This is a genomic window from Synechococcus lacustris str. Tous (genome assembly GCF_003011125.1).
Taxonomy (GTDB): Bacteria; Cyanobacteriota; Cyanobacteriia; order PCC-6307; family Cyanobiaceae; genus Synechococcus_D; species Synechococcus_D lacustris.
The window spans coordinates 105,061-131,451 of sequence record NZ_PXVC01000001.1; the positions used below are offsets into that span (position 1 = coordinate 105,061).

The 26,391-nt window shown below is 50.8% G+C and carries 34 protein-coding genes and 1 tRNA gene; 11 read left to right on the forward strand and 24 right to left on the reverse strand.

Annotated features, from left to right (window positions below):
• Positions 1-6 precede the first annotated feature (6 nt).
• Complete coding sequence (locus C7K08_RS00585) at positions 7-453, reverse strand: helix-turn-helix transcriptional regulator (protein WP_117434622.1); 447 nt, start codon at positions 451-453, stop codon at positions 7-9.
• A 110-nt stretch (positions 454-563) separates the two neighbouring features.
• On the opposite strand from C7K08_RS00585, the gene C7K08_RS00590 reads away from it, so the two are divergent.
• A complete protein-coding gene (locus tag C7K08_RS00590; RefSeq protein WP_106498701.1) occupies positions 564-1,217 on the forward strand; it encodes a ribonuclease D in 654 nt (217 codons plus the stop codon).
• Here C7K08_RS00590 and C7K08_RS00595 read toward each other — a convergent pair.
• On the reverse strand, positions 1,214-2,449 hold the full coding sequence (locus C7K08_RS00595; protein ID WP_106498747.1) for a lipid-A-disaccharide synthase-related protein: 1,236 nt from the start codon (positions 2,447-2,449) through the stop codon (positions 1,214-1,216). The two genes, C7K08_RS00590 and C7K08_RS00595, sit on opposite strands and share 4 nt — an antisense overlap.
• A 46-nt stretch (positions 2,450-2,495) precedes the next feature.
• On the opposite strand from C7K08_RS00595, the gene C7K08_RS00600 reads away from it, so the two are divergent.
• Positions 2,496-2,566 (forward strand) — tRNA-Cys (locus tag C7K08_RS00600).
• 7 nt (positions 2,567-2,573) lie between these two features.
• Here the strand turns inward: C7K08_RS00600 and C7K08_RS00605 are convergent.
• From C7K08_RS00605 to purM, 3 genes are all read right to left on the reverse strand, one after another.
• Positions 2,574-3,062, reverse strand: coding sequence for a hypothetical protein (locus tag C7K08_RS00605; protein WP_106498702.1), 489 nt, complete (start codon positions 3,060-3,062; stop codon positions 2,574-2,576).
• A gap of 33 nt (positions 3,063-3,095) precedes the next feature.
• On the reverse strand, positions 3,096-3,260 hold the full coding sequence (locus C7K08_RS15830) for a hypothetical protein (RefSeq protein ID WP_162532468.1): 165 nt from the start codon (positions 3,258-3,260) through the stop codon (positions 3,096-3,098).
• Positions 3,261-3,954: 694 nt separating this feature from the next.
• Positions 3,955-4,989 (reverse strand): phosphoribosylformylglycinamidine cyclo-ligase, encoded by a 1,035-nt coding sequence (purM, locus tag C7K08_RS00615; RefSeq protein WP_117434624.1) that lies wholly within the window; start codon positions 4,987-4,989, stop codon positions 3,955-3,957.
• Positions 4,990-5,393: 404 nt separating this feature from the next.
• Between purM and C7K08_RS00620 the strand changes: the two genes are divergently transcribed.
• Together C7K08_RS00620 and C7K08_RS00625 are read left to right on the forward strand one after the other, a co-directional pair.
• The gene (locus C7K08_RS00620; RefSeq protein ID WP_106498704.1) at positions 5,394-5,921 is read left to right on the forward strand and encodes a septal ring lytic transglycosylase RlpA family protein; all 528 of its coding nucleotides are present in this window, start codon (positions 5,394-5,396) and stop codon (positions 5,919-5,921) included.
• A 9-nt stretch (positions 5,922-5,930) separates the two neighbouring features.
• The gene (locus C7K08_RS00625; RefSeq protein WP_106498705.1) at positions 5,931-7,493 is read left to right on the forward strand and encodes a bifunctional pantoate--beta-alanine ligase/(d)CMP kinase; all 1,563 of its coding nucleotides are present in this window, start codon (positions 5,931-5,933) and stop codon (positions 7,491-7,493) included.
• On the opposite strand, the gene C7K08_RS00630 is transcribed toward C7K08_RS00625, so the two are convergent.
• From C7K08_RS00630 to C7K08_RS00665, 8 genes are all read right to left on the reverse strand, one after another.
• Positions 7,435-8,034 carry a HEAT repeat domain-containing protein gene (locus C7K08_RS00630; RefSeq protein ID WP_241536937.1) on the reverse strand — a complete coding sequence of 200 codons (600 nt, stop codon included), beginning with the start codon at positions 8,032-8,034 and terminating at the stop codon, positions 7,435-7,437. The genes C7K08_RS00625 and C7K08_RS00630 overlap by 59 nt on opposite strands.
• 59 nt (positions 8,035-8,093) lie before the next feature.
• Complete coding sequence (locus tag C7K08_RS00635) at positions 8,094-8,930, reverse strand: HEAT repeat domain-containing protein (protein WP_106498706.1); 837 nt, start codon at positions 8,928-8,930, stop codon at positions 8,094-8,096.
• A gap of 77 nt (positions 8,931-9,007) precedes the next feature.
• Positions 9,008-9,496, reverse strand: a complete 489-nt coding sequence (gene cpcA, locus C7K08_RS00640) for a phycocyanin subunit alpha (RefSeq protein ID WP_106498707.1) — start codon at positions 9,494-9,496, stop codon at positions 9,008-9,010.
• Between the two features lie 43 nt (positions 9,497-9,539).
• A complete protein-coding gene (locus C7K08_RS00645; RefSeq protein ID WP_106498708.1) occupies positions 9,540-10,058 on the reverse strand; it encodes a phycocyanin subunit beta in 519 nt (172 codons plus the stop codon).
• Between the two features lie 201 nt (positions 10,059-10,259).
• A complete protein-coding gene (locus C7K08_RS00650; protein WP_106498709.1) occupies positions 10,260-11,024 on the reverse strand; it encodes a phycoerythrobilin:ferredoxin oxidoreductase in 765 nt (254 codons plus the stop codon).
• Entirely contained in the window at positions 11,017-11,730 is a 714-nt protein-coding gene (locus tag C7K08_RS00655; RefSeq protein WP_106498710.1) for a 15,16-dihydrobiliverdin:ferredoxin oxidoreductase, read from the reverse strand. Before C7K08_RS00655 ends, C7K08_RS00650 begins: the two co-directional genes overlap by 8 nt.
• The gene (locus C7K08_RS00660) at positions 11,730-12,293 is read right to left on the reverse strand and encodes a phycobiliprotein lyase (RefSeq protein ID WP_106498750.1); all 564 of its coding nucleotides are present in this window, start codon (positions 12,291-12,293) and stop codon (positions 11,730-11,732) included. Before C7K08_RS00660 ends, C7K08_RS00655 begins: the two co-directional genes overlap by 1 nt.
• Before the next feature lie 53 nt (positions 12,294-12,346).
• Entirely contained in the window at positions 12,347-12,583 is a 237-nt protein-coding gene (locus C7K08_RS00665) for a hypothetical protein (RefSeq protein ID WP_106498711.1), read from the reverse strand.
• A gap of 326 nt (positions 12,584-12,909) precedes the next feature.
• On the opposite strand from C7K08_RS00665, the gene cpeB reads away from it, so the two are divergent.
• From cpeB to C7K08_RS00680, 3 genes are all read left to right on the forward strand, one after another.
• Complete coding sequence (cpeB, locus tag C7K08_RS00670) at positions 12,910-13,470, forward strand: class 1 C-phycoerythrin subunit beta (protein ID WP_106498712.1); 561 nt, start codon at positions 12,910-12,912, stop codon at positions 13,468-13,470.
• Positions 13,471-13,524: 54 nt separating this feature from the next.
• Entirely contained in the window at positions 13,525-14,019 is a 495-nt protein-coding gene (gene cpeA / locus C7K08_RS00675) for a class 1 C-phycoerythrin subunit alpha (RefSeq protein WP_106498713.1), read from the forward strand.
• A gap of 80 nt (positions 14,020-14,099) precedes the next feature.
• On the forward strand, positions 14,100-14,717 hold the full coding sequence (locus tag C7K08_RS00680) for a HEAT repeat domain-containing protein (RefSeq protein ID WP_106498714.1): 618 nt from the start codon (positions 14,100-14,102) through the stop codon (positions 14,715-14,717).
• Here C7K08_RS00680 and C7K08_RS00685 read toward each other — a convergent pair.
• On the reverse strand, positions 14,689-15,573 hold the full coding sequence (locus C7K08_RS00685; protein WP_106498715.1) for a HEAT repeat domain-containing protein: 885 nt from the start codon (positions 15,571-15,573) through the stop codon (positions 14,689-14,691). The two genes, C7K08_RS00680 and C7K08_RS00685, sit on opposite strands and share 29 nt — an antisense overlap.
• 65 nt (positions 15,574-15,638) lie before the next feature.
• On the opposite strand from C7K08_RS00685, the gene C7K08_RS00690 reads away from it, so the two are divergent.
• Both C7K08_RS00690 and C7K08_RS00695 read left to right on the forward strand, forming a co-directional pair.
• Entirely contained in the window at positions 15,639-16,073 is a 435-nt protein-coding gene (locus C7K08_RS00690; RefSeq protein ID WP_106498716.1) for a DUF2656 family protein, read from the forward strand.
• Between the two features lie 368 nt (positions 16,074-16,441).
• Positions 16,442-17,764 carry a HEAT repeat domain-containing protein gene (locus C7K08_RS00695; RefSeq protein ID WP_106498717.1) on the forward strand — a complete coding sequence of 441 codons (1,323 nt, stop codon included), beginning with the start codon at positions 16,442-16,444 and terminating at the stop codon, positions 17,762-17,764.
• Here C7K08_RS00695 and C7K08_RS16280 read toward each other — a convergent pair.
• From C7K08_RS16280 to C7K08_RS15160, 9 genes are all read right to left on the reverse strand, one after another.
• Positions 17,761-18,072, reverse strand: coding sequence for a CpeR family transcriptional regulator (locus tag C7K08_RS16280; protein ID WP_106498718.1), 312 nt, complete (start codon positions 18,070-18,072; stop codon positions 17,761-17,763). The two genes, C7K08_RS00695 and C7K08_RS16280, sit on opposite strands and share 4 nt — an antisense overlap.
• 6 nt (positions 18,073-18,078) lie before the next feature.
• Complete coding sequence (locus tag C7K08_RS00705) at positions 18,079-18,714, reverse strand: chromophore lyase CpcT/CpeT (RefSeq protein ID WP_106498719.1); 636 nt, start codon at positions 18,712-18,714, stop codon at positions 18,079-18,081.
• On the reverse strand, positions 18,707-19,246 hold the full coding sequence (locus C7K08_RS00710) for a phycobiliprotein lyase (protein ID WP_106498720.1): 540 nt from the start codon (positions 19,244-19,246) through the stop codon (positions 18,707-18,709). The genes C7K08_RS00705 and C7K08_RS00710 overlap by 8 nt, the downstream gene beginning before the upstream one ends.
• A gap of 29 nt (positions 19,247-19,275) precedes the next feature.
• Positions 19,276-20,019 (reverse strand): phycobilisome rod-core linker polypeptide, encoded by a 744-nt coding sequence (locus C7K08_RS00715; RefSeq protein WP_106498721.1) that lies wholly within the window; start codon positions 20,017-20,019, stop codon positions 19,276-19,278.
• Positions 20,020-20,076: 57 nt separating this feature from the next.
• A complete protein-coding gene (locus C7K08_RS00720; protein ID WP_106498722.1) occupies positions 20,077-21,693 on the reverse strand; it encodes a phycobilisome rod-core linker polypeptide in 1,617 nt (538 codons plus the stop codon).
• Between the two features lie 81 nt (positions 21,694-21,774).
• A complete protein-coding gene (locus C7K08_RS00725; protein WP_106498723.1) occupies positions 21,775-22,644 on the reverse strand; it encodes a phycobilisome linker polypeptide in 870 nt (289 codons plus the stop codon).
• A 72-nt stretch (positions 22,645-22,716) separates the two neighbouring features.
• The gene (locus C7K08_RS00730; RefSeq protein ID WP_106498724.1) at positions 22,717-23,424 is read right to left on the reverse strand and encodes a pentapeptide repeat-containing protein; all 708 of its coding nucleotides are present in this window, start codon (positions 23,422-23,424) and stop codon (positions 22,717-22,719) included.
• Positions 23,425-23,438: 14 nt separating this feature from the next.
• Positions 23,439-24,191, reverse strand: a complete 753-nt coding sequence (locus tag C7K08_RS00735; RefSeq protein ID WP_106498725.1) for a phycobilisome rod-core linker polypeptide — start codon at positions 24,189-24,191, stop codon at positions 23,439-23,441.
• 60 nt (positions 24,192-24,251) lie between these two features.
• A complete protein-coding gene (locus C7K08_RS15160) occupies positions 24,252-24,464 on the reverse strand; it encodes a hypothetical protein (protein WP_133165129.1) in 213 nt (70 codons plus the stop codon).
• A 348-nt stretch (positions 24,465-24,812) separates the two neighbouring features.
• On the opposite strand from C7K08_RS15160, the gene C7K08_RS00745 reads away from it, so the two are divergent.
• Complete coding sequence (locus C7K08_RS00745) at positions 24,813-25,124, forward strand: hypothetical protein (protein WP_106498727.1); 312 nt, start codon at positions 24,813-24,815, stop codon at positions 25,122-25,124.
• Here the strand turns inward: C7K08_RS00745 and C7K08_RS00750 are convergent.
• Complete coding sequence (locus C7K08_RS00750; protein WP_106498728.1) at positions 25,121-25,723, reverse strand: chromophore lyase CpcT/CpeT; 603 nt, start codon at positions 25,721-25,723, stop codon at positions 25,121-25,123. The two genes, C7K08_RS00745 and C7K08_RS00750, sit on opposite strands and share 4 nt — an antisense overlap.
• A 190-nt stretch (positions 25,724-25,913) precedes the next feature.
• Between C7K08_RS00750 and C7K08_RS00755 the strand changes: the two genes are divergently transcribed.
• Positions 25,914-26,391: extracellular solute-binding protein (locus C7K08_RS00755; protein WP_161955788.1), on the forward strand; the 478-nt coding region annotated here is incomplete at its 3' end.

Here is a 26,391-nt window from a genome sequence, read left to right on the forward strand (position 1 = left end):
AGCCAACTACCGGCTTAAAACGGCGGCTGGTAGGGGTAGGGCGTTGATGGTTAGGGAACTTGTTGTAGCGGAATTTGCGGCGGCATGGGCCTCTTCCAGCCACTGCTGCCAAGCGGGCATCAACTCTTGCGCCTCCTGGCGGTAACCCTCGCTCAGGTGCAACATGCGCCTGGGGCGGCCGCGGCTGGGGCAGCGCTGGGTGTAGCTACCGATGGCACCCTGTTGATCCAAAAAGCTGATCGCCTGTTGCAGCACTGTTTCGGATAAACGCAACCTGGGGTGAAGATCCGCCAGGCGATTCATCAATGCGGTGGGATAGGAATCAGCTTCTAGTAGGCAATCGAGAATCCAGCAAACGGCCAGCTCTAAACCCAGGTATTGGAGGGGTGGTTGGTCGAAGAACCGCTTGATATCRATCAGTCTGTGGTTTTCGTGAAGGCGTCGCTGGGACATGGYGAGGTTTTGCTCTCCTCAAGTACTAACCCAGTCTTGTTTTGAATTGCAAGTGAGAAAGCCGTGATCGTGCAGATTGGCCAGGTTGGTTCCCTTTGTTTTCCCTTCCCATGGCCCCAGAACCATTGCCACCAGCTAAGGAATTCGTAGTTTTTGACTCTGACTTGAATGATGAATGGTTTGAGCGATAYCGCGGCACTGCCGCCTTAGCTGTTGATACGGAAGCCATGGGTTTAGTGCATGGCCGCGACAGGCTTTGTTTGGTGCAAATTTGCGACGACCAGGATCGGGTGTGTTGTGTGCGCATCGGCCGTGGYCAAAGCGCAGCCCCCAAGCTGCAGCAAYTAATGGAAGCAGAAACAATTGAAAAGGTGTTTCATTTCGCCCGTTTTGATGTGGCTGCCCTTGCTGCCGGTTTGGCAATAAAGGTGAATCCGATTTTTTGCACCAAGGTGGCAAGCCGTTTGGGCCGCACCTACAGCCCCCGCCATGGCCTTAAAGATGTGGTGCAGGAGCTTGTGGGGGTGGAGCTAGATAAGCAAGCCCAAAGCAGTGATTGGGGCCGGGTGGATGAATTAAGTGATCAGCAGTTGGCCTATGCCGCCAATGATGTGCGTTATCTGCTGSCCGCTAGGCAGCAACTGCATCGCATGTTGGAGCGGGAAGAGCGGTTGGAGCTGGCCCAGCAGTGCTTYAAATGCATTCCGGTTTTTTCCGAATTGGATCGGTTGCATTTCGGTTCAATATTTGAACATCGCAGCTAATCAAGTAATCGCTTACGGATTAATGCAGCGATGGCCGCACTGCCGCCTGGAGGGCCCATGCGTTTGCGGCCAATCCTGCCCAGTTCCAKTTGWAGGGCKGGAGTAGTTAGCAGTAATTCAAGGGCCCTTTGCAGCTCTGGGCCCCGCCGGCATACCCGCACGGCACCGCCCAAGAGGCGGCTTTGCCTTTGGGCAAAGCCAAGGGTGAATTGGGGCCCCGGCCCCGCCAAAGACAAAACTGCACAACCAATGCCAACGAGCTGCTCCGTTGCAGTTCCGGCGCATGCCACCCCCACCTGGGCCCATGGGGCCCAGGTGGCAAATAAACCGCTACCAAGCAAAAGCAAGCCASCGGGCCCCCACCATGCCTCCTGGGCCATGGTGCCGGCAGGTATGGCAGTGCTGCGGTAACCCAAGGCGGATAGCAAGGGTTTTAGTTCTGCTGCGGTGGGCCTTGAACCACAGGCAAGTAGCAGTAGCCGCTTAGCTGTGGTTTCTGGGTTGGCAATCGCTGATAGCAAACTTTTTAAGTTGCTYAGGGCCTCCGGGCAGCGGGAGCCAGGCAGCACACAAACCCTTTGCATCCCCCCTATGGCAGGCGGTAGTGGCTGGCTTTGGAAGCCATCCATCATTGGATTGCCAGGCGCTAAAGCAGCCACTCCATGGCTCCTTAAACCCCTTGCAGTGAGCGGATCACGGCACACCACCAAGCGGCATCTGGGCCGTGCCATCAGGGCCCATTCCCAGGGGTCCCATTCACTGCCTTTAAGCCTGTGGTACGCATCAGCCATGGGGCTATGGCCGGGGCCACTACTCCAGGTGTAATTGCTCTTTGGTGTGCCGATGAAGCCATAGGGCTTAGCGCTGCCCCAGGCCAGYAGTAATGGCCATAGATCTCCCACCGCCAGCACCGCCCCCTCCCCTTGGCGGCACCAGCGCCGGATGCTCTTGATTTGAGCCAGGCTTAAGAAGCCAACSCCTGCCCAGAGATCTTTGAGCAGGGCCCAAWGGCTTTGGTTGCTAAAGCCGCCGCTGGGTAGGTGTTGCCTGGGGCCAAGCAGTTCCACATTTTCTAAAGCGGCAAAACCATTGCCCTCCCCCACCAGAGGAAGAACGCTGATCCTTAAATTTTCGCCATGGCAACTGGCTTGTTCTTGCAGGGCCTTCATCAAGCGCATGGCGATTAGGTCTTCCCCATGGCCATTGCTGAGCAGCAGCAGGCGAGTTGTCATTGGGGCGACTGGTACGATCCGATCTTGGGATTTTGATTCCCGGGCCGGCGGCATGGCCAAGTGGTAAGGCAGAGGATTGCAAATCCTTTATCCCCAGTTCGAATCTGGGTGCCGCCTTTAGGGGTTAAAACGTGGCTGTGGCTTCCCAGCGTTGTCCTTGGATTGAGCGGGCTTTGCAGCTCACTGATTTGGCTTCCAGTTTGCAACTACCAAGYACTGGCCAAGCCTTTGGCATTTCTTCTGCAACGCCATTGCGGTTGTAGGCCACTTCGCTAAGGCTGCTGAGTTCAAGTTCAAGTGGCCCGTTTAATGCGCAACGGGTGTTTTTACATTGCAATGATCCTTGGCTGGTGCCTGCAAARGTGAGTTGATCACTGGTATCAATCTGCTTGCCACGGGCAATAAAACGCAAACTGATCACATCYTTTTGGAGTTGATCAAGCACCAAACGGCTACAGGGGCCTTGGGCTTGATCTTCCAAATTCCTACTGCAACTTTTAGTGATCAACATCAAAGTGCCAATGTTTTCGGCTGTTCTTTGRCCTAGGGCTGGATARTTAAAKAAGCCAGCAAGGCATAGAGATAGGACAAACAGGGGCAGAAACCGTTTCATGGCAAAGCACTRGCTGGGGGCATTGTGATCGGATTAGTAGCCGCTGTCGGCAACGCAGATACCTTCACAGCTAATCCCGTTGCTTGCAGTGCGGCCGCAGTGGTTGCATAAAACTGGCTCCTGCTTTTTGTCGCCAGCTACTTCCTGGGTTGCTGGCCCAGTTGGTGGATTGCTTCGCTCCTCAATGGTGGAGGGCATCAGCTACTYAAAGRTCAGGGCTCAACACCACAGGCAGCACCGATGGTKGTTTTAGTGCTTGTTCAGAGGCGTCGTCTGCGTTGGCTTGATCGCCGCTTGCTTCSGGTTGTGGTTGGGTTTCACAGGCGGTAAGCGCCTCTTGCAAAATCGAATCAAAGGTTTGGCCTGGCAGGCGATGGCGGGCMACCTCAAGAAAGGCGCGAGCAAGGGATTCGCCAGCGGCCGCATGCAATCTGGGGTTGTCCCGGCGACGGGCCTGTTCATGGGCYACCGAACGCAAAAAACGGTCGGTAACGTCGCGTTTGGTGCAGGCKCGGATTAAGCCGTCATCGCGCAGGTTCGCCCCCCCCAGCTGTTCYAATTCGGTGATTCGCCGTTGCAGGCTTTCAAAAACCTCCTGGGCTTCCTTCTCAACGGTTTCCAATTGACCATCAGACATCTGTGGCAGGTCGGCCACATAAACCTTGCCGTGGTCGGCCAGGGTGAGGTAAGTGGGCCTAGGGCCATTGCGCATTTGCTGCTCTGCGCCAAAACGCTGGGGGCGGTTTGGTGGGATCGGGCCAGCGGAACTACGACGGCGGGTGATACGGGGCTGATTAAGGGACACTTCGCTTGAAATCACTTCGGTTAAGAGACCTGGTTAGCCAGGGGTACTTGCAAATTGATCATTTAGTTTGACAGATCTTCGGGGGYATTAGGCCCCAGCTGGTAATCCAGTTACACCAGGGGAGCCGGCTTCGATCTGGCCTAGGGGCCAGGCGTTTAGGCCAAGGCCATTAATRAGCTCTAGATAGGGATTTAAGGAAACATCCGGCACCACCAAAACAAAACCAACCCCTTGGTTGAAGGTATGCCACATATCTGCCTCTGGCACATCGCCCAGCTGTTGCAACCAGCTGAATAAAGCGGGTTTTACCCAGCTATTTGAATCCACATGGGCCCTTACCCCTTGGGGCAAACAKCKGGGAAGGTTTTCAGGTATRCCGCCGCCGGTGATGTGGGCCATGCCGTGCAGGGCTAAACCCGATGCTCGCAGCACTTTCACAAGAGGTGCATATAACTGTGTTGGTTGCAGTAATGCAGTGGCGGCGGAGCTACCCCCAAGGGCGGGCTGGGCAGCATGSAGATCGATGTTGTTATCGCTAATGATTCGGCGCACCAGGCTGAAGCCATTGCTGTGMACCCCRTTGCTAGCAACTGCCAGCAAGCGATCACCGGCTGTGATTTTGMTGCCRTCGATTAAYTCATCCTCTTCCACAACAGCTACGCAAAAGCCAGCGAGGTCGTATCTACCGGCGGGATAGAAGCCAGGCATTTCAGCGGTTTCTCCCCCKAGGAGAGCGCAACCGCTCAAGCGACAGCCCTCGGCAATACCCAGCACTACCTCGGCCATGGCATCGGGGCTGAGTTTTCCCGTGGCGATGTAATCAAGAAAAAACAACGGTTCAGCGCCGCAGGTGATCACATCGTTGGCGCACATGGCTACTAGATCGATGCCCACGCCATGGTGGAGTTCACAKTTTTGAGCCAGTTCCAGCTTGGTGCCAACCCCATCGGTGCCAGCCACCAAGATTGGTTTGCGCATGCCGGCTGGCAGGCGGCAGAGGCCGCCAAAACCGCCCAACCCCCCCAATACCTCTGGCCTGCGGGTGGCTTCCACGCTGCTGCGGATCCGATCAACAAAGGCCCTGCCAGCTTCCACATCAACGCCAGCGCTGCGGTAATCCAAAGCAAACCTCGCTTTATTGGCCATGCTGACCTACCCAAAAGCAAAAACCACGCCCGAATTTGCTAGACGCATTTGAGATTGGCACAAGCTTTGATCAGTGCCGCTTATGGCGCTGATCGGATTTCCTGATACTTTGTTCGCTTAATTTGCGGCGAGAGCCTCTGCTACCACGTTGATTTAGCGATTGATAGCATTTCCTAATCAGAGATTAGGGCGATTGTCTGAACGAAACCCACCGTTTATTTGGTTTAAATTCGATCCGTTGTTCAAATCATCAGGAACTGCAACGGGCTTTTCGTTATCAGAATCTTGTTTTTTCTGATCACTAATTGCATCTTTTTTAACCGTTGAGTTGGGTGGATCAAGGTCTCCCAGTTGCTGTTTAACAGCCAGTTTCGTTTGTTATGCAAAATTTTCACGCTGCAAAGCTCCTGATCTCCAGCGCCCTGCTCTGCATTGGCACCGTTGCTTCAACGGAGGCCCCAGGTTTGGCCCARGAGAACACCGAGCCTTTGCTAAAGCTCACAGCGATTGCTGAGCCCGCTTCCACCCCATCTCTCAACCTTGAGCTGCCCGGCCTGGATTCACCCTTGCCMGTTGCACCAAGAACCCCTTCCCTGAGGCCCACCCCAAGGGTGCTTGCCTCCAGCCAAGGGGAAGCGAGCTGGTATGGCCCWGGCTTTTTTGGCAATCGCACCGCTAACGGTGAGGTTTTTAGGCCCGGTAGCCTCACGGCAGCCCACCGCAGCTTGCCTTTCGGCACCAAGGTGAGGGTTACCAACCTCTGGAATGGCCGTACTGCCGTGGTGCGCATCAACGAYAGGGGCCCATTCCATGGCGCCCGGGTGATCGATTTRGCCCACGGGGCCGCCCACGAACTCGGTTTGATTGCTTCCGGCACCGCAAAGGTGAAGCTAGAAGTGCTCCAGTAAGCACTTCCCATGGCTGAAATCGCCCTGCTCCAATCCCTTCAAGATTTGGAGCAWTGGAAAAGAGCCAGCGGTAAACCAATTCATTTCGTACCCACCATGGGCGGCTTACATGCTGCCCATGGTGGGCTTWTYACTTTGGCCGCCGCGCCTGAAGCAAGGCTGCTTGTGAGCGTGTTTGTTAATCCGCTCCAATTTGGCCCCACTGAGGATTTTGAACGCTATCCCCGCCAATTGCAGGCAGATTTGAACTTGGCGGCGGCCCATGGAGCAGATGCCCTTTGGGCTCCCCAAAGCATCGATATATATCCCCTTGGCCAGGGGGGACTCACCCAGGTGATGCCTGCCCCTGATTTGGTGAAACATCTTTGTGGMGCAAAACGGCCAGGCCACTTCCAGGGTGTTTGCACGGTGGTAGCCCGCCTGTTGGCCCTGGTGAATCCCAGCCGAATTTATTTGGGTGAAAAGGATTGGCAACAGCTGCAGGTGCTGCGCCGCATGGTGTTGGATCTGGGTTTGCCCGTGCAGGTGGTGGCCTGCCCCACCCTGAGGGAAGCCGATGGCCTGCCATTTAGTTCCCGCAATGCCTATCTCAGTGCTGCCCAACGGCAACAGGCGGCGGCCTTGCCCCAGGCCCTGGCTGATTTGAAGCTGGATGTTGATGCTGAAATGCAGAATGGGGAATCACTGCTGTTGTGGGTGCGGGCTCGCCTTGAGGCCGCAGGTTTAGCAGTGGAGTATCTGGAACTGGTGCAGCCCTTGAGTTTGCAGCCCCTGCAGCAGCTGGAGGGTTCTGCACTACTTGCTGCTGCCGTGCGATGCGGCAGCACCCGATTAATCGATCACCGTATTTTGATGACCCGACTCCCAATTGTTGCCATCGATGGCCCCGCCGGCGCCGGCAAGAGCACTGTTACCCGCTTGGTGGCCCGGGAGCTGGGCCTGGTTTACCTAGATACCGGAGCSATGTATCGAGCTGTTACCTGGTTGCTGCAAAGCCAGGGCCTTGCGCCCGAGGAGAGCCCTGAATTGGCCAATGCCCTTGGGCAACTCAATTTGCGGCTAGAGGCCCAGCCGGAGGGGGATCAATTGGTATGGGTGAATGGCGAAAACGTAACCGAGCAGATCCGCACGGCAGCAATAACAGCTGGGGTATCTGCGGTGGCAGCATTACCAAGCGTGCGCTCGGCRCTCACCAGCCAGCAGCGCCGTTTTGGCGCCAAGGGCGGCCTGGTGGCTGAAGGGCGTGACATTGGCACCGCAGTGTTTCCCCAGGCTGAGCTCAAGGTTTTCCTAACGGCAACCGTTGCTGARAGGGCCCGGCGCCGGGCGGCTGATCTGGCGGCCCGCGGTTTGCCGGTGCCAGCCTTGAGCCAGTTGGAGCAAGAAATTAGCCARAGGGATCAGGTTGATTCCAGCAGGGCTGTTGCGCCTCTATGCAAAKCGCCAGATGCSCTTGAGCTAGTGAGTGATGGCATGGCTATTGAGCAAGTGGTTAGCCAAATCGTGGCCTGGTTCAAGGAGCGGGCCATTTTTCCAGAGCCTGGGCAGCCCGCAGGCGCACCACAGGGATAACCTCCTCCTGCATTTGGCAACGGCAMAGCAGCAATTTGCGGCTGGCCTCGGCATAGGCAGCAGAGGCATTAACAAGAAAATTCTCCAAACCCACAACGGCTGCATAGCGCACCACCCATTCGCCATCGGCGCAACCGAGGCTGAGGCCAGCAAGGCAAATCTGCATGGTTTCTATGCGTTGCGATTCGGGTAGTTCATTTAGCTTTAGGTAACCCAAACCCATTGCGGCAGCYCGCCGCACACTGGGGCCGATATCTTGCTCGATCGCTCTTTTCAGCACGGGCAAGCCGCGGGGGTCACCGATATGGGCTARGGCGCGCACAGCCCAAGCCCTGGCTCCATAGTTGTGTTCATCTAAGTTGTTAAGTAAGYAATCAACCGCTGCGCCGCCGCAGGCAATCAAGCCATCAACGGCTGCCACGGCAGCACCGGGATTATTTATGCCAAGTAAGGCGATTAAGCAGCTAATAGCTGCTTTTTGATCAYTGGAATCGGGCTCTAAATTGGGGCAATACTCCACCAAATTGCGTGTGGTATCCACCAATTCCTGGRCGCTGGCTGCTGTTTGCACCGCTAKTAAATAAGAATTCAATAACGGGTTCAAAGCAAGCCATCCATTAGGGCGAGCAGTTCTTTTTCCCTGGCRCCAAGCGCCCCAGGATGGGGCTCCCCCAGGGGCKCCTCAACTAAACGGCGTAGGGCGATCAATTTCAAACTATTTTCTGCCAAGCAGCCGCTGATTGCCTCTGCCGCCGGCCGCCAGCCGCAGGCGGCAAGATCCATCAGGGCAGCACGGCGCATTTGTAATTGCGGATGTTGGAGTAACGCCACCATGGGTTCAGCCCATTTCGCTTCGCCACTCAGTTGTAGTAGGGCCCGTGAGGCAGCACTGGCTACCAARGGCCTGCTGTGGCACTGAAATGCTTCAAGGGYTTTAGTTGATTCTGCACTGGCTTTAAYGCCGCTCACCAGRTARATCTGGCCAATTGCTTCCAGGAGGGCCTCACAGGGCTCTGCCAAATTCAAACCATTGCCCACTGGCTCGCCGGCCAATGGTTGTTGTAACCGCCCCATCAGCGCCGCAATGGCAGCTGGGTYGCCYAGYTCACCMAGGGAGCGGGCTGCTGCTTCCCTGAGGCCGTGGTCTGGATGGTTTAAGGCTTTGAGCAGTAGCGGTAAGGCCGCYTCAGCTTGCAATTTGCCCAGGGAACGGGCAGCACTCCTGCCAACGGCAAGTGCCTCTGGTTCTAATTGAATGGAATTCAGCTGCCTRTTAAGGCAATTAAGCAATAGCGGGATTGCCTCAGGRTGGCTTGAGCGCATGCGACCTAACCACCARGCGCCRTAACACTGCAGGCTGGGGTCGTCCTGTTGGCTTAGGCGCTCAAGGGCCTCGGCTTCGCTTATGGGCTCATTACTTGGGATGCTGTTAACCATTGCCCCAATTTATTTGAAGAACATGAAAAAACCCCCCTTCAGAGAAGGGGGGTTTGAGAAAACAAATCAACTGAGAATCAAGTGAGAGCGTTGATTGCGTAGTCGATGTAGTTGTTTGCTTCGGTGGCKGCTTCACCACTCAAGCCATGGTTGGCTTTGATGTACTTGAGAGCCTCTACATACCAGGARGGAGATAACTCAAAAGTGCGGTTGATTTCATCAAGGCCGGCGATCAAGTAGTCGTCCATGGGGCCKGTGCCACCTGCCACTAGGCAGTAGGTAACCATGCGCAGGTAGTAGCCAATGTCGCGGGAGCACTTGGTTTTGCCTTCAGGGGTGGCGGCAAAGTTAGGGCCCTGCATCTGGGTGGTGTAGGGGAACTTTGAATACACCGCTTGGGCAGCACCGTTTACGAGGCTGTCGGCTTTTGCAGTGAGGGCCTTAGCCGCATCAAGGCCAGCTTTTGCACGGTTGAAGCGACCGAAGGCACCTTGAATCTCAGTGTTGCTGAGAAAGCGACCCTGGGAATCTGCGGCTGAAACAGCCTCGGTAAGGGGGGTTTTCATTGGTTGATTGGGTGAAAAGGTTTAGAAAATTCCGGCGGATTCTTCAAGCAACAGCGGCTGCAGCACGATCAAAATAAGTGCCAATTTCACTGATTAGGGCGGTGCAATCACCAGCGGTGATGCCATTGCGATCGTTAGCAATCGCGATGGCAGACTGCTTCATCAAATTCACGCCGGTGGCCACAGAAGAGCCAGGGGTGCCAAGGGCTAGGTAGGTTTCGCGCAGGCCGTTTAGGCAGCGATCCTCGAGCACTGAAGCATCACCGGCAAAAATTGCATAGGTGACATAACGGAGGATGATCTCCATGTCGCGCAGGCAAGCTGCCATGCGGCGGCTGGTGTAAGCGTTGCCCCCTGGTGCGATCAATGCGGGTTGCTCAGCAAACAACTGGCGGGCTGCATTGGCCACGATGGTTGAAGCGTTGCTGGTGATGCGGTTGACAGCATCGAGACGCTTATTGCTGTCCGAAACCATCTTCGCGAGAGCATCGATCTCACCAGGATTTATGAATTGTCCCCGGGCGTCTGCCTGGGCAAGAACCCTCGTGAAGGCGTCGAACATTGTGAAAACTCCTTTGGATTGCTGCTGGTGGATACCACAGAGTTGGTCTGGGAGGGCCGAAAGCTCTGCCTATCCCGTCGATGKGATTCTGACCAATAACGCCTCTATCCTTGAACTGTGTTCACAATGTTTAACGACAAATTTTGAGGCGAAGCTAATTTGGCRCCTGGGCTTTTAWCAACATATTTTTGGCATATAAACTCAAAGGTCGAACAAAACTTTATGTATGTAGGTTTCTGTCCATTCGGCGCCGTGGAAGCGGCTAAGCATTCCCCTGGCTGGATCTTTCAAGGCTCGATATTTTGAATAACGTAATTGACCCTCAAGCAGTTGTTCACTGCGGCTTTTATCTACGGGGCAAGCTTCGTTAACTAATGATAAGTAGAGATTTAAATACGATATGAATGCTGGCATAACCGCCGCTTGGATCAGTTGATCACCTTCAGCTCCTAGGGGGATGCGCGTCCAGAGGAAGCCTGGCGAAAAGAACGGCTCTGCTTCGGCTGGTATCGGCCCACCGCTGGGCAGATGAACGCTCCATTGGCTGTGCAAGGGGATCAGCTTTTCCCACRCCGCCTGGGTGTGAATGGCATCGTTTTTAAGGGCCGGTTGCAGGTCTAGGGCTAAAAGATGGCCGTTGGGAAGCGTTACTAAATCAGCCCCAAAAAAAGGCAACTCAAATTCACAGCTGGGGTTGATTACAAAATTCAAAACCGATGCGGCATCACCGCCTTCAACGCAGGCGGCGCGCACCTGGCGCAATTTGTTTGTTCTACAAGCCCAAGTGGCTGTTGTTACTTCAAATGGCCTTGATGCKGATCCGCCCTTATCTGAACGCCAAAGAAAAGGCTCGGGCACCGGGTAGGGCTGGGGCTCAAAGGGAGTGAGTAACTCCACCGCCTTATCTAGAAATGCTTGCCAGCGCCATCCAGGCAGAACTACTGGGCTGAGGCTGGAACTACGCATGGGGGCCGTCGCTGGCGGGGAATAGGAATTGATGCAGAAATTTGTCGGCCCATTCCTTACCGAAATGGCTTTTAAACAAACCGTGGGCAGGATCGCGCTCGGCACTRTAAATATCGTATGCAATTTGTAGATGCCTTACTTCGCTGGCAGCGATCAACGAAWGCTCAGGTTTGCTCTGTTTATCTAGCTCCCAGTAGCAGTTCAAAAACGCATTAAATGCTTTTGGCAAAGATGTGGATGCCTCCGCTTCACCGCCGCGGCAAAAAAGCAGCCAAGGGGAGAAATATTGATGGGGATCAAAGGAGCGCATCGCCTCTTCACCACTTAGTTCGGGGTAAGTGCCATGCAGCTGTTTCAAGCCTTTGAAATGTTGATCGAAATAGCTTTCAGCTTGAATTAAMGGCTGGAAATCAAGCACAGCCACCAATTTCGACTTTGCCCCAAACCAGAGCAGATCAACCCCCATCAGGGGCATGTCCCTTTGATACTCGGGATATGCAACCGAATTAAGCACCTGCAAGGATTCGCCGGCATCGAGCCTGGTAACCCGCCAGCGCCGGAAGCCCGGCACAGCCCACAACCAATTTTTTATGCTGCTTTTGCCACTGCTGGAGTGRCATTCCTTGAATTCAGCCGGTAGGGCGAGCTCTTCACCACCGGCMGCTTGGATTGTTCCCTGGAGTKCATCTAGAAAGGGGTCAAACATCAGCTTTCAGCCAGCATTTGAGCTTGGGCGGCGATGGYTTTAATCGTTTCTTCATTTGGGCAGCGCAGTTCGGTGCAATAGGTGGTCATGGAAACCCCATCCAGAAATTGCACTGAACTCACTCGCATGCGCACCTGATCAGTAACAAACCAACAGCGTTCAATGCCCACATTTGTGTCGTATCTTGTTGTTATTGAGAGCACCCCATCTTCAGCAAARTGATAGGTGCTAATCACGGCTGCTTTTTCCACATAACCTTTATCCCGCAATAAAAAGCCTTTGCTTCGATCTGCTTCATGGGGCACATCAATTAATACCGCCGCATTATCCGGATCCCTTGAACCCTCTGTGAGGTTGCTTTCCCACCAAAAACGCGCCCCTCCGGCCGCGCTAGCTGGATCAACCCCAAGTGCAGCGCAAATCTTGATAACACTGGGATCTTCCCGATCAAAGGGGGCGATGATCAAATTTGAATCCCCTGCCTCATCGGCTTGATGGTCGAGGTGGTGAACAGCCCTGCGGGTTAACCAGGTTCCTTGGCTGGCAGCAAAAAAACCCGCCATATCAAGTGGGGCAGGCTGCTTGCCAAGGGGCTGCGCAACGGTTTTTTGCATAATCAACCCAGTTGTGCCTGGCTTTGAAGTTGGCTCAGGATTGCTTCTATACGTTGTAGTTCGGGATGATCAGCAAGGGAGGCATCCACCTTTGCTTTGGGTAGGCGCAGCTTTTGTCCGAGGGTAACCACGTCGTTACGAAGGCGATCGCGGTAGCTGCTTAGTTCTTGAATGGTTTCCAGTAGTTCGCTGGCACTGGGTTCTGGGCTAACGGTTTCAACTGCAATCGGATCAACCATCTTGCTGATTTAGCGATTTTTTTAGACTACATAAGGGAAACAAGCGCGCTCTAAATCTAAACAAAATCTTAAAAGGAGCTGCTATTAAAAAATGGTGCCCCTTCTAGCTCCGCTGCGAATTTGTTTTCAAAACTAAATTCGATGACGAAGTTTTACGTGATTGCCCCTTTTTGGGGTTCTAGCTAGGAAAGAAAGCTTACGGTTCTGGGGTGCTTGGCAAGGGTTGTTAAAACCCAACTCCCAAACGCATAACCAGTACTGCTGATTTGCTCAGGCCCCCCCTGGCTTTTTCGGTAGCTTTATCCACCCCATAGTCCTGCTTTCTCATGCTCGACGCCTTTTCTCGCGCTGTTGTAAGCGCTGATGCCAAAACCGCTCCMMTTGGTTCYGGCGAACTTGCCTCACTGCGTAACTATGTTGCTGAAGGCAACAAGCGCCTTGATGCCGTTAACGCCATCACCAGCAATGCTTCCTGCATTGTGTCGGACGCTGTAACCGGCATGATCTGCGAAAACACAGGCCTGATCCAGGCTGGTGGCAACTGCTACCCCAACCGTCGCATGGCAGCTTGCCTGCGCGACGGCGAAATCGTGCTTCGCTACATCAGCTATGCACTGCTCGCCGGCGATGCCTCCGTGCTCGACGACCGCTGCCTGAATGGCCTCAAGGAAACCTATGTTGCCCTTGGCGTGCCCCTTCAGTCCACTGCCCGTGCAGTTTCGATCATGAAGGCTTCCTCCACAGCCCACATCAACGAAACCAACACCACCGGCACCAACCCTGTGGAAACCCGTTTCCGCAAGATGGAAACCGTTAAGGGTGATTGCTCAGCCCTAGTTGCYGAAGCCGGCACCTACTTCGACCGCGTAATCAGCGCCCTCAGCTGAACATTCAGCTAGGAATTTTCTCAACAACGCAAACTTCCACCTAAGGAACACTCGATGAAATCCGTCGTTACAACCGTTGTGACCGCCGCTGACGCCGCTGGTCGCTTCCCTTCCCAGAACGATCTGGAAGCTGTTCAAGGCAATATCCAGCGCGCTGCTGCCCGCTTGGAAGCTGCTGAAAAGCTSGCTGCCGGCCTCGACAAAGTCACCAAGGAAGCTGGTGATGCTTGCTTCAACAAGTATCCCTACCTCCGTCAACCCGGTGAAGCTGGTGAGAACCAGGTGAAGGTAGACAAGTGCTACCGCGACTTGGCCCACTACCTGCGCCTGATCAACTACTGCTTGGTTGTGGGCGGCACCGGCCCCCTCGACGAGTGGGGCATCGCTGGAGCCCGTGAGGTGTATCGCACCCTGCGTCTTCCTACCGCTGCCTACGTTGAGGCCCTCACCTACACCCGCGACCGCGCTTGTTCACCCCGTGACATGAGCCCMGAAGCTCTCAAGGAGTTCAAGGCTTACCTCGACTACACCATCAACGCCCTTTCCTGAGCCATTAAGCGCTTAGAACTATCAGGAGGCCTTTATGGCCTCCTTTTTTATTTTCTATTAGCAGCACAAAWCCTGTTTAGATGACTGAATCCCCTGCTGAAATCCCAGGCATTGATCAATTGATCAAGGATCTAGAACATCCAAATCCCTATGTTCAAACCGAGGCATTTCTTGCATTGGTGCGCCATTGGCCCGATGAATCACTGCCCAGGTTATTRAATTTGCTTGATCAGGAAAATGTAACGCTGCGCCGTGCATCAGTGCGCGCCATAGGTGCATTTGGTGAAAAGGCGTTGATTCCATTGGCCACAAAGTTTGCACAAAGCGCTGATGCAACAGTTAGGGCGAGTTGCGTTAAGGCCTACGCCCAGGTGGCATCTAATTACCGTGGCATCACTTTCCCCGTTGAAGCGATCAACAGCCTTGAAAATGCTTTGCAGGATGAATCACCAGTTGTTGCATTAGCTGCTGTGATGGCTCTAGGGCAGGTGGGTGAACCAGCCCTRSMGCTATTGATGCAAGTATGCCAAGGGGATAATCCKGCATTGGCAGTGGCTGGGGTTAATGCAATGGTTGAAATTAAAGACCCTCAGATATCGGCTTACTTGAAAGATTTATTGCAACGTAGTGAAACGGATTCCTATGTTARGGAAACGATAGAGTCTGCCCTTAGCCGAGTTGATTTATTGCAAGTTTAAAAATAGCTTGAACTGAAGGCTCRCCCTCGATAGCAAGGCATTCCTGAAGCCTTGGGATYGCCTCAGCAGCTTCTAACTTCATTAATGAAAGGGCGGCATTTTTTCTTACTTGATCACTGCTATCTGTTAATTTKGGTATTAATAATGGATAGGCCCATTCCGGTTCATTTAATTTGCCAAGTAAGGTGGCAGCCTCGGCTCTAACCTCTTGGCAGGAATCGGCGAGGGCATCTACTAAAAGATTTCTTGCCTGGCTATCTTCTAAGGCTTGTATTTGATCTCCCAAGGCTGCAATTGCTGCAGTTCTAATTTTTTGATTGTTTGATTGTGCGGCGATTTTTAATGCATCCGCCGCTTGCGCTCCAACAAAGGCAAGCCCCCAACTGGCAAGTCCCATTTGCATTGAGCTGGCAGCTGGATTAACTAGTACCTCTAGCAATGGTGCAACTCCCTCCGCTCCAACAGCTGCAATAGCACCCACTGCCGATCCTTGAACAACGGGATCAGGATCTTCTAATAGGGCTTTAACCAAGGCTGGAATCGCTTTTGGATCCCCTATTAARGTAAGTGTTTTTGCGGCAGCTCTTCKCACAGTTACATTGCCATGGCTAGTTAAAGCCCTGCAAAGGGGCAGCACCGCCGCCTTGCCAACTACCCCTAAACTCTCGGCAAATGTAAGCCTGGTTAGTCCGCGTTTATCACCAAGACCAGCTACCATTTTTTCTATCAACTCAGCATCTTGGGCCGGAGCTCTGCCCTCCCGCAGCTGCTGCTTAAGTTCRGAAGCTAATAAAGTAGCCTCCTCCTCACTTAATTGCCCCTGGCCATTATCGAATGGTGCAGATTCTGGCAGCATGATTTGAATAATCCCCTGGCTAATTCATTGTTATGCTAGGTTACATCAAGCTTRATKCACTCATCATGACAATCTTTATTGTGTCGCATAATTTGCAAATCAATTCAGCGGAGGTTCCAGCATTCTCTGCCRCTGAATTAGCTGATGCATTGCAAAATGAAAATCCTCAATTAACCTCTGCMATGGCTTTAAATCATCCCCATTGGATGCTTAAGGTGGAATCCGAATTAGATGTTAACAACATGGCTGAGGCTTTATTGAATACATGGCGCCTAGTGCGTTTAAAGCTTGGCCACACATTCAATCACACCGCCATCGCCCTTGGGGGGAGAAAAGATGATAATGCCAATCCAAATTCACCCCTGCAAATTGGCAGCTGGGGCGTGGATTTGGTTGAAACAATCGATTCTGATACTTTTCTGAGAAGTATCAACTGGGATGCCCTTAAATCCGGCAGACCAGTTGATGCAGTGTTTGAGAAGATGCTAAAGGGCAACTAGATCAGCGCCTGCGGCGCTTGACGGCAGGTTTCTCGGCCGCTGCATCGGAATTATCRTGCCCGCTRGTTTGATCATGGGCATTTGCATTGGAAGTAGCTCCGRGTTTCGATATGTTTAAGCTGCAGTTGGTGCTGGCCCTTAATGAGTGAATATAGTTACTGAGTTGAGCAAGTGGAACRCTAGTAGTTCTGTTGCCGCTGGGCCTCTGTCCCACTCGATAGCTTCTGSTAACTTCAAKGTTATTGGAAAAATTTGGTCCCATGGGTTCGTTAAGATCAACAGAGCAAGCATGCCGCAGTTAGGCCTTAATTGGGAATTCAATCACATCTCTTAAAAATAGCATTAGTAAACCAAACATCTAGCCAGCTATGAATAGCAATCGAYTCACTAACATTCATCTGGGCTTGAGTCAAGAGGAAGCGATCCGCATACTCAGCGCTCCGCTTGATCAGCTCGATTCCAATAGTGATTACTACATGGCGGCAGCGCATCTGCAGAATTTTCCAGGCGGGGAAAGCGAAGCYGCKTTATTGAAGCTTTTAGCTAGCAACGATGATTCTCAATCAACACGATTGGCACAACGTAAGGCAGTTGAAGTTCTCGCTATTTTGGGTTGCCAAGAAGCCATACCGTTGCTTGCTAAGTGTTTATCAAGCAACGACTCATATCTTGTTGAGAATGCAGCATGGGCGTTAAAGGAACTCAACTGTAAAGATCAAGATGTTATCGATAACTTGGGAAAACTGCTGGATGTTCCTGGGCAAAATCAACGTGTAATTATTCAAGCTCTAACTGGGTTAGGTGCCATTGGCTCCGTGGAAGGAATTAAATTGCATTTATCTAGTAGTAACCCAGGCATAAAAGGAGCAGCCTTGGCAGGTTTATATATTCTCCTGAAACAAGATTTTGGCTTGGAAATGCTCAAGGAGCATTTAATGCTCCCCAATCAAATGGATAGGCAAGCCGCAATACAAGATATTATTGATGCCAATTCATATATGCTGTTGCCAGATGTGTTGCTGGCTCCGGTTTCTCCTGTATTTAGAATGCGCGCGGTTAGGCTTTTGTGGCCTAAGGGTGCCACTGAGSTTGAAGGAAAATCCCTAGATTACTATGTAGATTCACTAATTATTGATAGCCCAAGTAGTGTTGAGTTGGTTCATCGCTACGATGAGGAGCCAGCTATAGATTTTTTAATACAAGAATTTTTTGGCACTGATTTTAGCCGTTGCTATTTAGCTTTACGCAGCTTGGCGCTAAAAGATCTTAATGATATTTGGCCAGCTTTCCTGCAACGCTGGCATCAAGATGCAGATAATGATTACGGGGCCCATTACTTCTTTATGCGTCTTATTGGCTATGCTAATAACTTRAAACRAGAATACTTAGACGTTGCAATTAATATATTATTAGAAGCGATCGCTAATCCAAGGCCACAATTTTTAAAATCAAAGCCAGCTGCGATTCTTAGCCTTGCAAACATTGCAGCTGATGTGGCAATTGATAAGTTGCCAGAATGGCTTAATCCAAAAGATACACCATTTTGGGAGGCTAGATATGCAGGATTRATAGCATTAGAGAGACTAAATAGTAATTCAATTTCCCTTGGGGATTTAGGGGGCTTGGCCCTGCAAAGCAAGGCAGATCCGGAGCCATTTATTGCGTTTAAAGCTGCTAAATATTTTGGCTAATCACTTATTTCGGAAAATCGTGTGTTAGGAGATCCTTTGTTTGCCCAATATTGAACAAACATTTGTGCATTTGGCCGTGGAACAGATGCAATTGCCCTCAGTATTTTGAAACTACGGTTTGGACCCATTGGCCAATGACCAACTGCTTCTATTTGCCTGATGTGTCCGCCTAGTGCCTCTAGGCAATTTTCGAAGCGATCTAGTTGTGTTTGGTCTATTGTTTCAAAAACAAAGTCGGTTCCAACGCAAATGAGATGATGGGAGCGGATCCATTCTTTTAGCTGCTTTTCTACTTTTGTTATTGTCATATTTATTCAATCTAATTGAGCTTTAGAAATCCAATTTTGATCAATTAGTTCATTCAATTTAGCAATTCGGGTAAAGCAAAGGTGGCCRTGTTCTGAACCCCAACAAACTTCATTGCTGTTTGGATCAAGGCCTTGATCTCTACTTATCCAATTATTTTCGTCCACTTCTACTTCGCTTACTAAATAGGTAAGTTTGCCATCACGGGGCACCATGCATGCTTTGCCTGGTTCTACTTCTCCTCTGTATTTACCATTATTAATTTCACGAAAATGCATTGCACACCCAACCCTTGCTTTAAGTTCTTGTGGGTGTAATTCCTTGAGAAGGCTTGGCTCAAAACCAGCWCCAGCTAATCTTTCTGGCTTGCTACAACCATAATTWAGCAGTATAAATARATCGTCTTTTTGCTGGAGTTTGTGAATACCCTGKCGATAGGGACGCCAAGGATCGTGGTTRTAGCTTTGTTCGGAATAGTAACCAGGCCCCTGGAATACCTGCCAATTTAAAGGCCTAAAATATATATTAATATGTGCGTAGTTGCGGGGATTATCCATCGCTTGCTGCTTATTACTGTAGTGSCCAGCGAGKGTATTGGCGAATCTAAGTAGATTTTGATTRTTTAACTGCKGCCYATCATTCATGGATATTAATCCTCCTYACCTCAGAGGAAAATGAGGTTTGYAAAACCCCAGCACCGGATGCTGTTTTCAATACTGATGATCGGCAGCGAATATTATCAGAYACAAACCAGATRCGCTCYTCTGCAATTGATTGACCGTATTTGGTTTCGAGCACAAAGGTGTTGTCGCTTAGCAGTTGATAAGTTGAGATTGCTTCTTCTGCTTCAGCATAACCAACACTGCGAATCAGCTGGCCGTGGCTATCTGATTGTTTTATTGGTATGAGAATACATTCCCCAGCTGAAACCTGTGTGGGATCATCAGGTTCCCAGTCGCTTTCRGCATGCCATTCCATTTTGAAGGGTGTGGATGGAATGCCGTCGCAGGAAGCAAGCTTTTGGAGTAGTTTATTTACAGCGGGATCATTTAAATCAATGATAGTGATCTTTATTTCACTTAGAACTTCTTCAAATTGTTGAAAGGCGAGTGAATGCCCACTTCTCATGGACCTCCACTCACCTTCACTTTTAGCTAGGAAAATCTCTATGCTCATTCAGGCACTTCTTTTYGTTTTACTAATGCTTAAACATTAGTAATTGAAAGAATTTTAGCACCCCGTGCTTGCAAGGATTGAATGGTAGAAGATAGGGATGAATAAGGAATAATTGATTTCTGCATAGAGCGGCGGAGATTTTTTGCTACGCCAGCGGAAGACCATACGATTTGATAGGTGCGAGCGTTGCGATCGCTGCCGCCTTTTGGTTTGCGTTGATTTAGGGAAGGGGTTGTGCCAGTGGCAAGATTGTTGAGCAGTTGCGACTTGCTTCCRCCATCAAAACTTGCAAAACCAGCTTCTAAATTTAGGGTGCGCACATAGGTGGAATTAGATTCACCCACGGTGGTTTGATTTGTTCTGCAATAGGGAACCGTATCGCTGCCAAATACCCTGAAGTATTCCTGGCTATTGGTGTAACTGGTGATTTCAGCTTCATAGCCTTCGTTAGCTAGCCGTTGCACATGCTCACTTATCTCGGCTTGATTACGCGGGGCCCGGCCCATAAGATGTTTGAAGTTTAGTTCAACAAAGCGATAGGGGCCATTGGCATCAAGGAAAAGRCTGCGATAGGTATCTGATAGGGCAAGGGCTGTTACTAGCCCCTGCACTGTTAATGATCCATTGCAGTACATGCTTTCAGCTGAAACTACCCGCTCAGTTTCCATGAGGTGGGCATTGCCAAAAACTTGACGATTTGCAGCKCGAATTACATCGCCAGCATGGGCTAAATCAAGATTTGGRTTTGTTGATTGAGTGATWACAGAGGTCATTTTAAAAGGAGGTTGGATTGATTAATTGATTTGTTTGAGMAATAATYGCCCRTGGAATCAGATAACTTCAGTAATTGATTCAATYTTGCCACCGCGGCGGTGGATGTAGCTGAGCTGGCTTGTGATGTCTTTGCCGCTAACCAGGTAACTGGCGTTTGGAGTGCGTTGACGACCACCGGCTGGTTGAGCCTTAACAACAATCCGGAASCGCTTGGTGGTGGCATCYGAACCGCCGGAGAAGGCGCCATTGCGGTTGGTTCGAATGGTTGTGGTACCCCAGCCAGCAGGAACGGCTTTGGTTGCAACGGAATTAASCAAGATCGAACTGTTTTGAACCGTATCGCTTGCGGCGAAACCTTGTACTAGGGCGAGATGGCGGTTGAAACCAATTTGATCTCTACCAGCTTCGGTGCTGATTCTTGCGAATGGAACCGTATCTTCACCGAAGGTTGATTGGTATTCTTCGCAATCTAAGTAGCTGTTGATTTCAGCTTCATAACCATGGGTTGCYAGGCGAACGATGTGCTGGCTTAATTCCGCCTGGGACTGGGGGGGACGACCAAGGAGGTGTTTGAAGTTTAATTCAACAAAGCGRTAGGGTGCATTGCTTTCAAAGAACCTRCGTTGATATTCAGCAGATAGTGCAATTGCRCGCACAAATTCCCTGGTGCTTAAGTAGCCCTCAATGAATTTGCTTTCAGCTGTGCTAACTCTTTCACTTTCCATGATATGGGGGTTGCCCATTACTTGGCGATAGGTAGCKCGAATAAGTGCATTAATTTGATCACTGGAATCACCAGKGCAACGTTCAAACTTCTCTTGCTCCCTTTGGCCAAGGCCAAATCCCACATAGATATCACCGCGCAGGGGTGTTGAATCTCCACCATCGCTGCTAGCTCTGGTTACRGGCTTAAAGCTTGTAATTCCAGATGGCCCACCTGCATAGCCACCGGAAAGACTGAAGCCGGAGCGGAAWACTTGACCAGGAATTTTGATTGATTGCCCAGTGGATTTCACCAAGCTATTCATCAGTTGACTTCTGCTGCCAATTGCAGTGTCGCTRCCGGCAAAATTTTGCTCCAGTGCTGCAATCCGATTAAATGCCGACTGGGGTTGSCCTGGGCGGGAAGACCATGCGCGCGCATAGGGAACGGTATCTGARCCGAAAACGCTGTTGTATTCCTCTGAATCTACGTAGCTATCGATATCGGCATCAAAACCTTCAGAGGCAACTCTGGCGATATGTTCTGAAACCTCCGCTTCGTTATGGGGTGGCCTGCCGAGGATATGTTTAAAGCTAAGTTCAACTGAGCGATGGGGACCTACAGCATCAAAATAGCGGCTGCGATAGAAGGCGGATTTAGCTAATTCACGCACAAATTCACGCACGTCTATTTCGCTATTGCGAAGGCGGGATTCTGCACTGGCCAGCCTTTCGCTTTCCATGGGCTGAACATTGCCAAATACTTGCCGGTAGGCTGCATTGATCACCATCGATAGATGTTCTTCATCGCTTGGATGAAACCTATCGCTACTGATTTGACCACCGCTGCGAAAATTACTATTGGTGGTGGCAGCCTCTTTAGATGGCATGCGCTTACGGGAGAAGGATATCGGACCTTCAATAAGGGCTGTTGCCCCAAACAATAGGGACTTTGATTGATTGTTTGTCATGGGGCAACCTGTAACGGGATGGGAAATAAATTTGTGTAAAGAAAAATTCTCAAAAGGGGGGGGATGTGCCCCCCTACCAGCTCACATCGGGGTGATGCTGGAGATCACACCACCTTCTTTATGTATCCGCTTGAATTCTTGGGAAAGTTTTTCAAATGGTACAAAATAAACCCGGTTTGATTTTGTATAACGTGATATTGGGCGAATGTTATTTGCCCTGTATCCAGTAACATTTACGCGATACATCTTGCCCGTGGCGCCAGCGCCAAGCCTTGTGGCAGCGTCTTGCAGATTTGCAGCTGGGCGGTAGCTCCAGCCTTGRCTGTCTGCAGAGGATGGTGCAACAACTGCAATCGGTAGGTTTTGATAGGCGGCACCACCTAGTTTGGAGCTGATGCCAGCAAGATCTCCCTTGAGGCTGCTGCTGCTGTTGCCCCTTAGCAACTGGAAGCTCCAGCCAAATTCCTGCATGGTGCTGCAGCTTTCAGTTCTCCAGCCGCGCTGATAGGGCACCGTGTATTCACCAAAATTATTTTGATATTCATCTGAATCGAGAAAGCTATCAATATCGGCTTCGTAGCCATGGGAATCTAGGCGTTCAGCGTGGAGGCGCATTTCCTGGAAACTTGCTGGTGCTCTGCCAAGCAGATGGCGAAAGGCCAATTCGATATACCTATATCTGGAGCAGGCRTCAAAGAAGCGGCTTTGATACAAATCGCTCTTAGCTATTCGGCGGATCAGTTCCCTTACGCTTATTTCACCAAGTTTGAATTGAGATTCAGCTACTACTTGGCGCTCGCTTTCCATTACATAGGCGTTGCCCATCACCTGCCGATATACGGCAGTGATCACCTCTTCTTTTTTGGCGTCTTCATCCCCWGGGAGATTTTCATAGGGAGAATCGCTATCAAAGCGCTCTACTCCTAAGCGCGAGGCGGGACCGAAGGGCATCGATGAGTACAACAACTGGTCGAGACCATCGTCTGATAGTTATCGTGTTTGTGGCGATCTTCTTTATAAAGCTCAACTTTTGCCATCCCCACCCACGGGGGGCTGGTTCAGATGCCACTCCAGGCTTTTGCGGGTGGTGTTGCGGGTGAAGGGATTCCAGCAGTCGAGTTCTTTGTAGGGCCTGCGCAGCAGCTCTGCAGCGATCTGATCTAGGCCAATGGCTAGGCAGAAGTCGGCCCCCTCAATGGTTTCCGCTCCCTCTAGGCCGGCTTCACTCAAATCGGCGCCGCGAAAATCGGCTTGGTTTAATTGAGCGCCGGTAAAGCGCGTTCCCCTGCACATTGCCCCCTGCAGCACTGCACAGCGCAGATCAGCTGAGATCATGCGGATGCCATCAAGAATTGCTCCGCTGAGGTTTGCRCCACTTAAATAGGTGCCCATGCAGGAAGCTCCCCTTAAGTCCATGTAGCGCAAGTCGGCACCGGATAAAAACATTGCATCAAGTTTTGCTCCAGGGCCAATGGCCCCAGATTTTTTATAATCAAAATCCTGGGGCCATCGGGTTTGGCGATTGTATTTAGCTAGTTTTAAATCTGCATTTTCAAGGTTGCAGTTGCTTAAATCAGTGCCGCGTAAATCGGCCCTACTCAGCCGCGCACCCTGAAGATTAATGGCGGCAATTATTTTGCCGCTCCAATCTGCTCCTCTCGCATCTATGGGGTTTTTGCTGTTATCAATCGGTTCAGCTAATTCAGGGGGCTGCCAGGCGTCAAGGCTCATAGCTCGGCTTTGCCTCAGCTGGTGTGCAGCATCGACAGTGCAACAATCACCAGCACCCTAAGGATCTCAAAGCCACCGATTGCAAATAAACCAAGCCACACTTTGAGCGCCCATGCTGGCGGCTTGGCGGGCAGCCATTTCAAGGCTGGACTTGGCATATAGGCCAGGGAATTTGGACTTGGTGTTCTCTTCCTCATGGTGTCGCGCCAATCGGAGCCATAGCGCGGGAATTGCTGATATATCGGCATTTCACCTGTGGCCCGGCCGGCAAGGCTTCTCGAGCGTTGCTCTGGCACTTGATCTAGGCCGAAGGCATTTATGTACTCCTCACTATCAAGCAGTTGATTTACAAAACCCTCAAGACCTTCCTTYGCAATCACTATCGACCAGGTTCTTCTTTCGGCGTCGTTATAAACAGGTCGGCCTAATACCCTGCCAACAATTTGATCCACCATTCGATAGTTTGAATTGCATTGGTAATATCCTTCTTTGAAGCGTCTTGAAAGTAGTAAGCCGCGGATAAATTCCCTTACAGGTATCATYCCATTGCGTAATTGTGATTCCAGATGTTCAATCCGGTCGCAGCGCATTGCATGGAAAAAAACCTGTTTATAGGCTTTTTCTATTAGTAGATCAACGCCGCTGCCTTGGGAATATGATCCCCCCGMATCCTGTAGAAATTGTTGCGCCGCAAGGCTTGCTCCCCCTGGAGGTGCTACCCGTGAATTTTGGCTAGAGAGGGGATAGGCGAGCAGCGGTAGCGACATGGGCGTTTTGCCAGAACATGAAAAGCTGTTGCACCATCATTCAGCAGAATTGCCTAGAAATCAGATTTCTTTGCAGCTCTTCATCAAAATTTGGAGCTGTTCTGGATTTAGGGCAGGGGAAGCGCATAGCCAGCCATGCCTTTCTTTATAAAARGCCCAGCTGATTTCTGTGCAGAGCCCTGGGCAGGCAGTAACGATTTCTGGGGCGATTGCAGCTTCGCTACCCATTTGGATCAGAAGTTCAACAACRGCAGCGGGGCTTTTAATATTCATTCCCCTAATGGCAGCCCCCACTACCCAGGTGAGCTTTGTTTGCCCAATCTCAACTCCATCGTTATCACAGGCRAGKATTATGTTTGTATTGGGGAGGCTTTCAGAAGMATTTCCCCAYAATCTAAGATCATCTAAATTTAAATTMATACGCAATATACTTTCACCATTGAGGATTTTTTGTTCCTTTATGCCACTGCAACCTAGATAGATTGTAGTAATTTGATCTATYGCTGAAACAGCCATGGCCACCTTTGGTTATGTGGATGCGTAGGGCCACTTTACAGCCTGGGCTCTGGCGCTTGCTGGCATGGTTGTTAACATCTTGGCAAATCAGCAAAAAYGCTTGCCATGGCCTCCCCACAGCTTTTGCAAAGCCTTTTAACTCAACTKCATGCGCTTTCAGAGGTAAATGAAACCCTCACGGTGCGTTTGTTGGAACTGGAAGAGCGTGTGGCCCTATTGGATCAAAAAYTAGTCCCTGGGCAGCAGGAAATACCAGAAGGGGACAGGGTTTTATTGGCAGCAGCGGATTTAAGGATTGAGCGCATTAGCGGGATGCTSGAGCCAACTCCAATTCGCCCTAAGGCTGARGTTCTGCCAATTAGTGAAACTATGTATGAAGATGAGCCTGAGCAACTATTTATGGATGAGGCTGCTTAATTTAGCTCCCATGCCTTACGCCATTGATTTGGTGGTGGTGCCACTGAATTTTYATGGCGCTTAAATTCAAACGGACCAGCTAAAGACCCCCAAGCCATTTCATTSGTTTCAATGTTGTAACCCCGATCAAGGGTTGTCATGCCAAYTGAACTAATCAAAAAATGACTCACTAGATAGGTGCTTACCCCATTACGCTCAACTARGCATYTACAGCCCGGCTCTATTACGCCCTTATAWCCGCTGGCCTCTGCGGAAACGTTGTAGGTGCAYCCYGCYAATAATTTCAGATYAGTTGCCGTAAYTTCTARCAACCGATCGGCAGAGCCTGTGGCTCCATAGAAGCTGCTTTCGTTTCTCAAMCCCTTATTRAGGATTTTTAGCTGYCCGGCYTCAACAACCACCTGGAGCACCCTTAGGCGGTAGGGCTCATTTGGAGCCACGGTGTAGGCCTGTTCCAGCAGCAATGAACCTGGTTCTAAATGGCTTAAAGCCCTTATGCGCACTTGAATATGGGCATAGATGGGCGGGTTGTTGAAGGCCTGTTCACGGTTGCAGAAATCTCCACAAAGCAGTTCGCAGAGCTGAAAGGGGCTATCCATGCCTTTAGATTACAAAAATATGATCGAATCTCCCATGGGAGGCAGGTTCTTCAAATTTTTAGCTATTGGCTGGCWGCCCTTGCTTGGCTTGTTGGCGGGCTGTGAGGCACCCTTAGCCAAACAAATCTTTCAAAACGCTTCCCAATCCGCTGGGATGGGATCCACCATCAGYTTATTAGTTGAAACTAAAGTGGGTTCAGATCCCTCGGATCAAAAATTAAATAAATTAGTTGTTGAGCAGGAAGTTGATTTATTTCAACGTTTTAATCCCGGAGTTAAAATTGATGTTAGATTTGTTCCTAATGATCAATTGATAAAGCAACTTAATTTTCAATATAGCCGTGGTTTAGCCCCTGATTTAATACTTTTAGCTACTAACAATTTGCTGCCCCTTTGGCGCCAGGGTTTGATTAAGCCCGTTGAGCTAAAACCATTTGAGAAAAAATCAGTTCGGGCAGCCCTCCTGCCAGCATTCACATATAAAGAGCAATTGTTAGGCATACCTGTTTTGATTTATCCTCAAATTGCTTGCTATAATCGCAGTAGGTTAAAAGATCCGCCTGCTAAGATCGATCAATTGATTAAGTTGGGCCAGGCTGGATATCCCATTGGTATATCTGGAAGTTTTGAATCCCTGCGCTGGCTTTATACGGGTTTTGATGATAGCG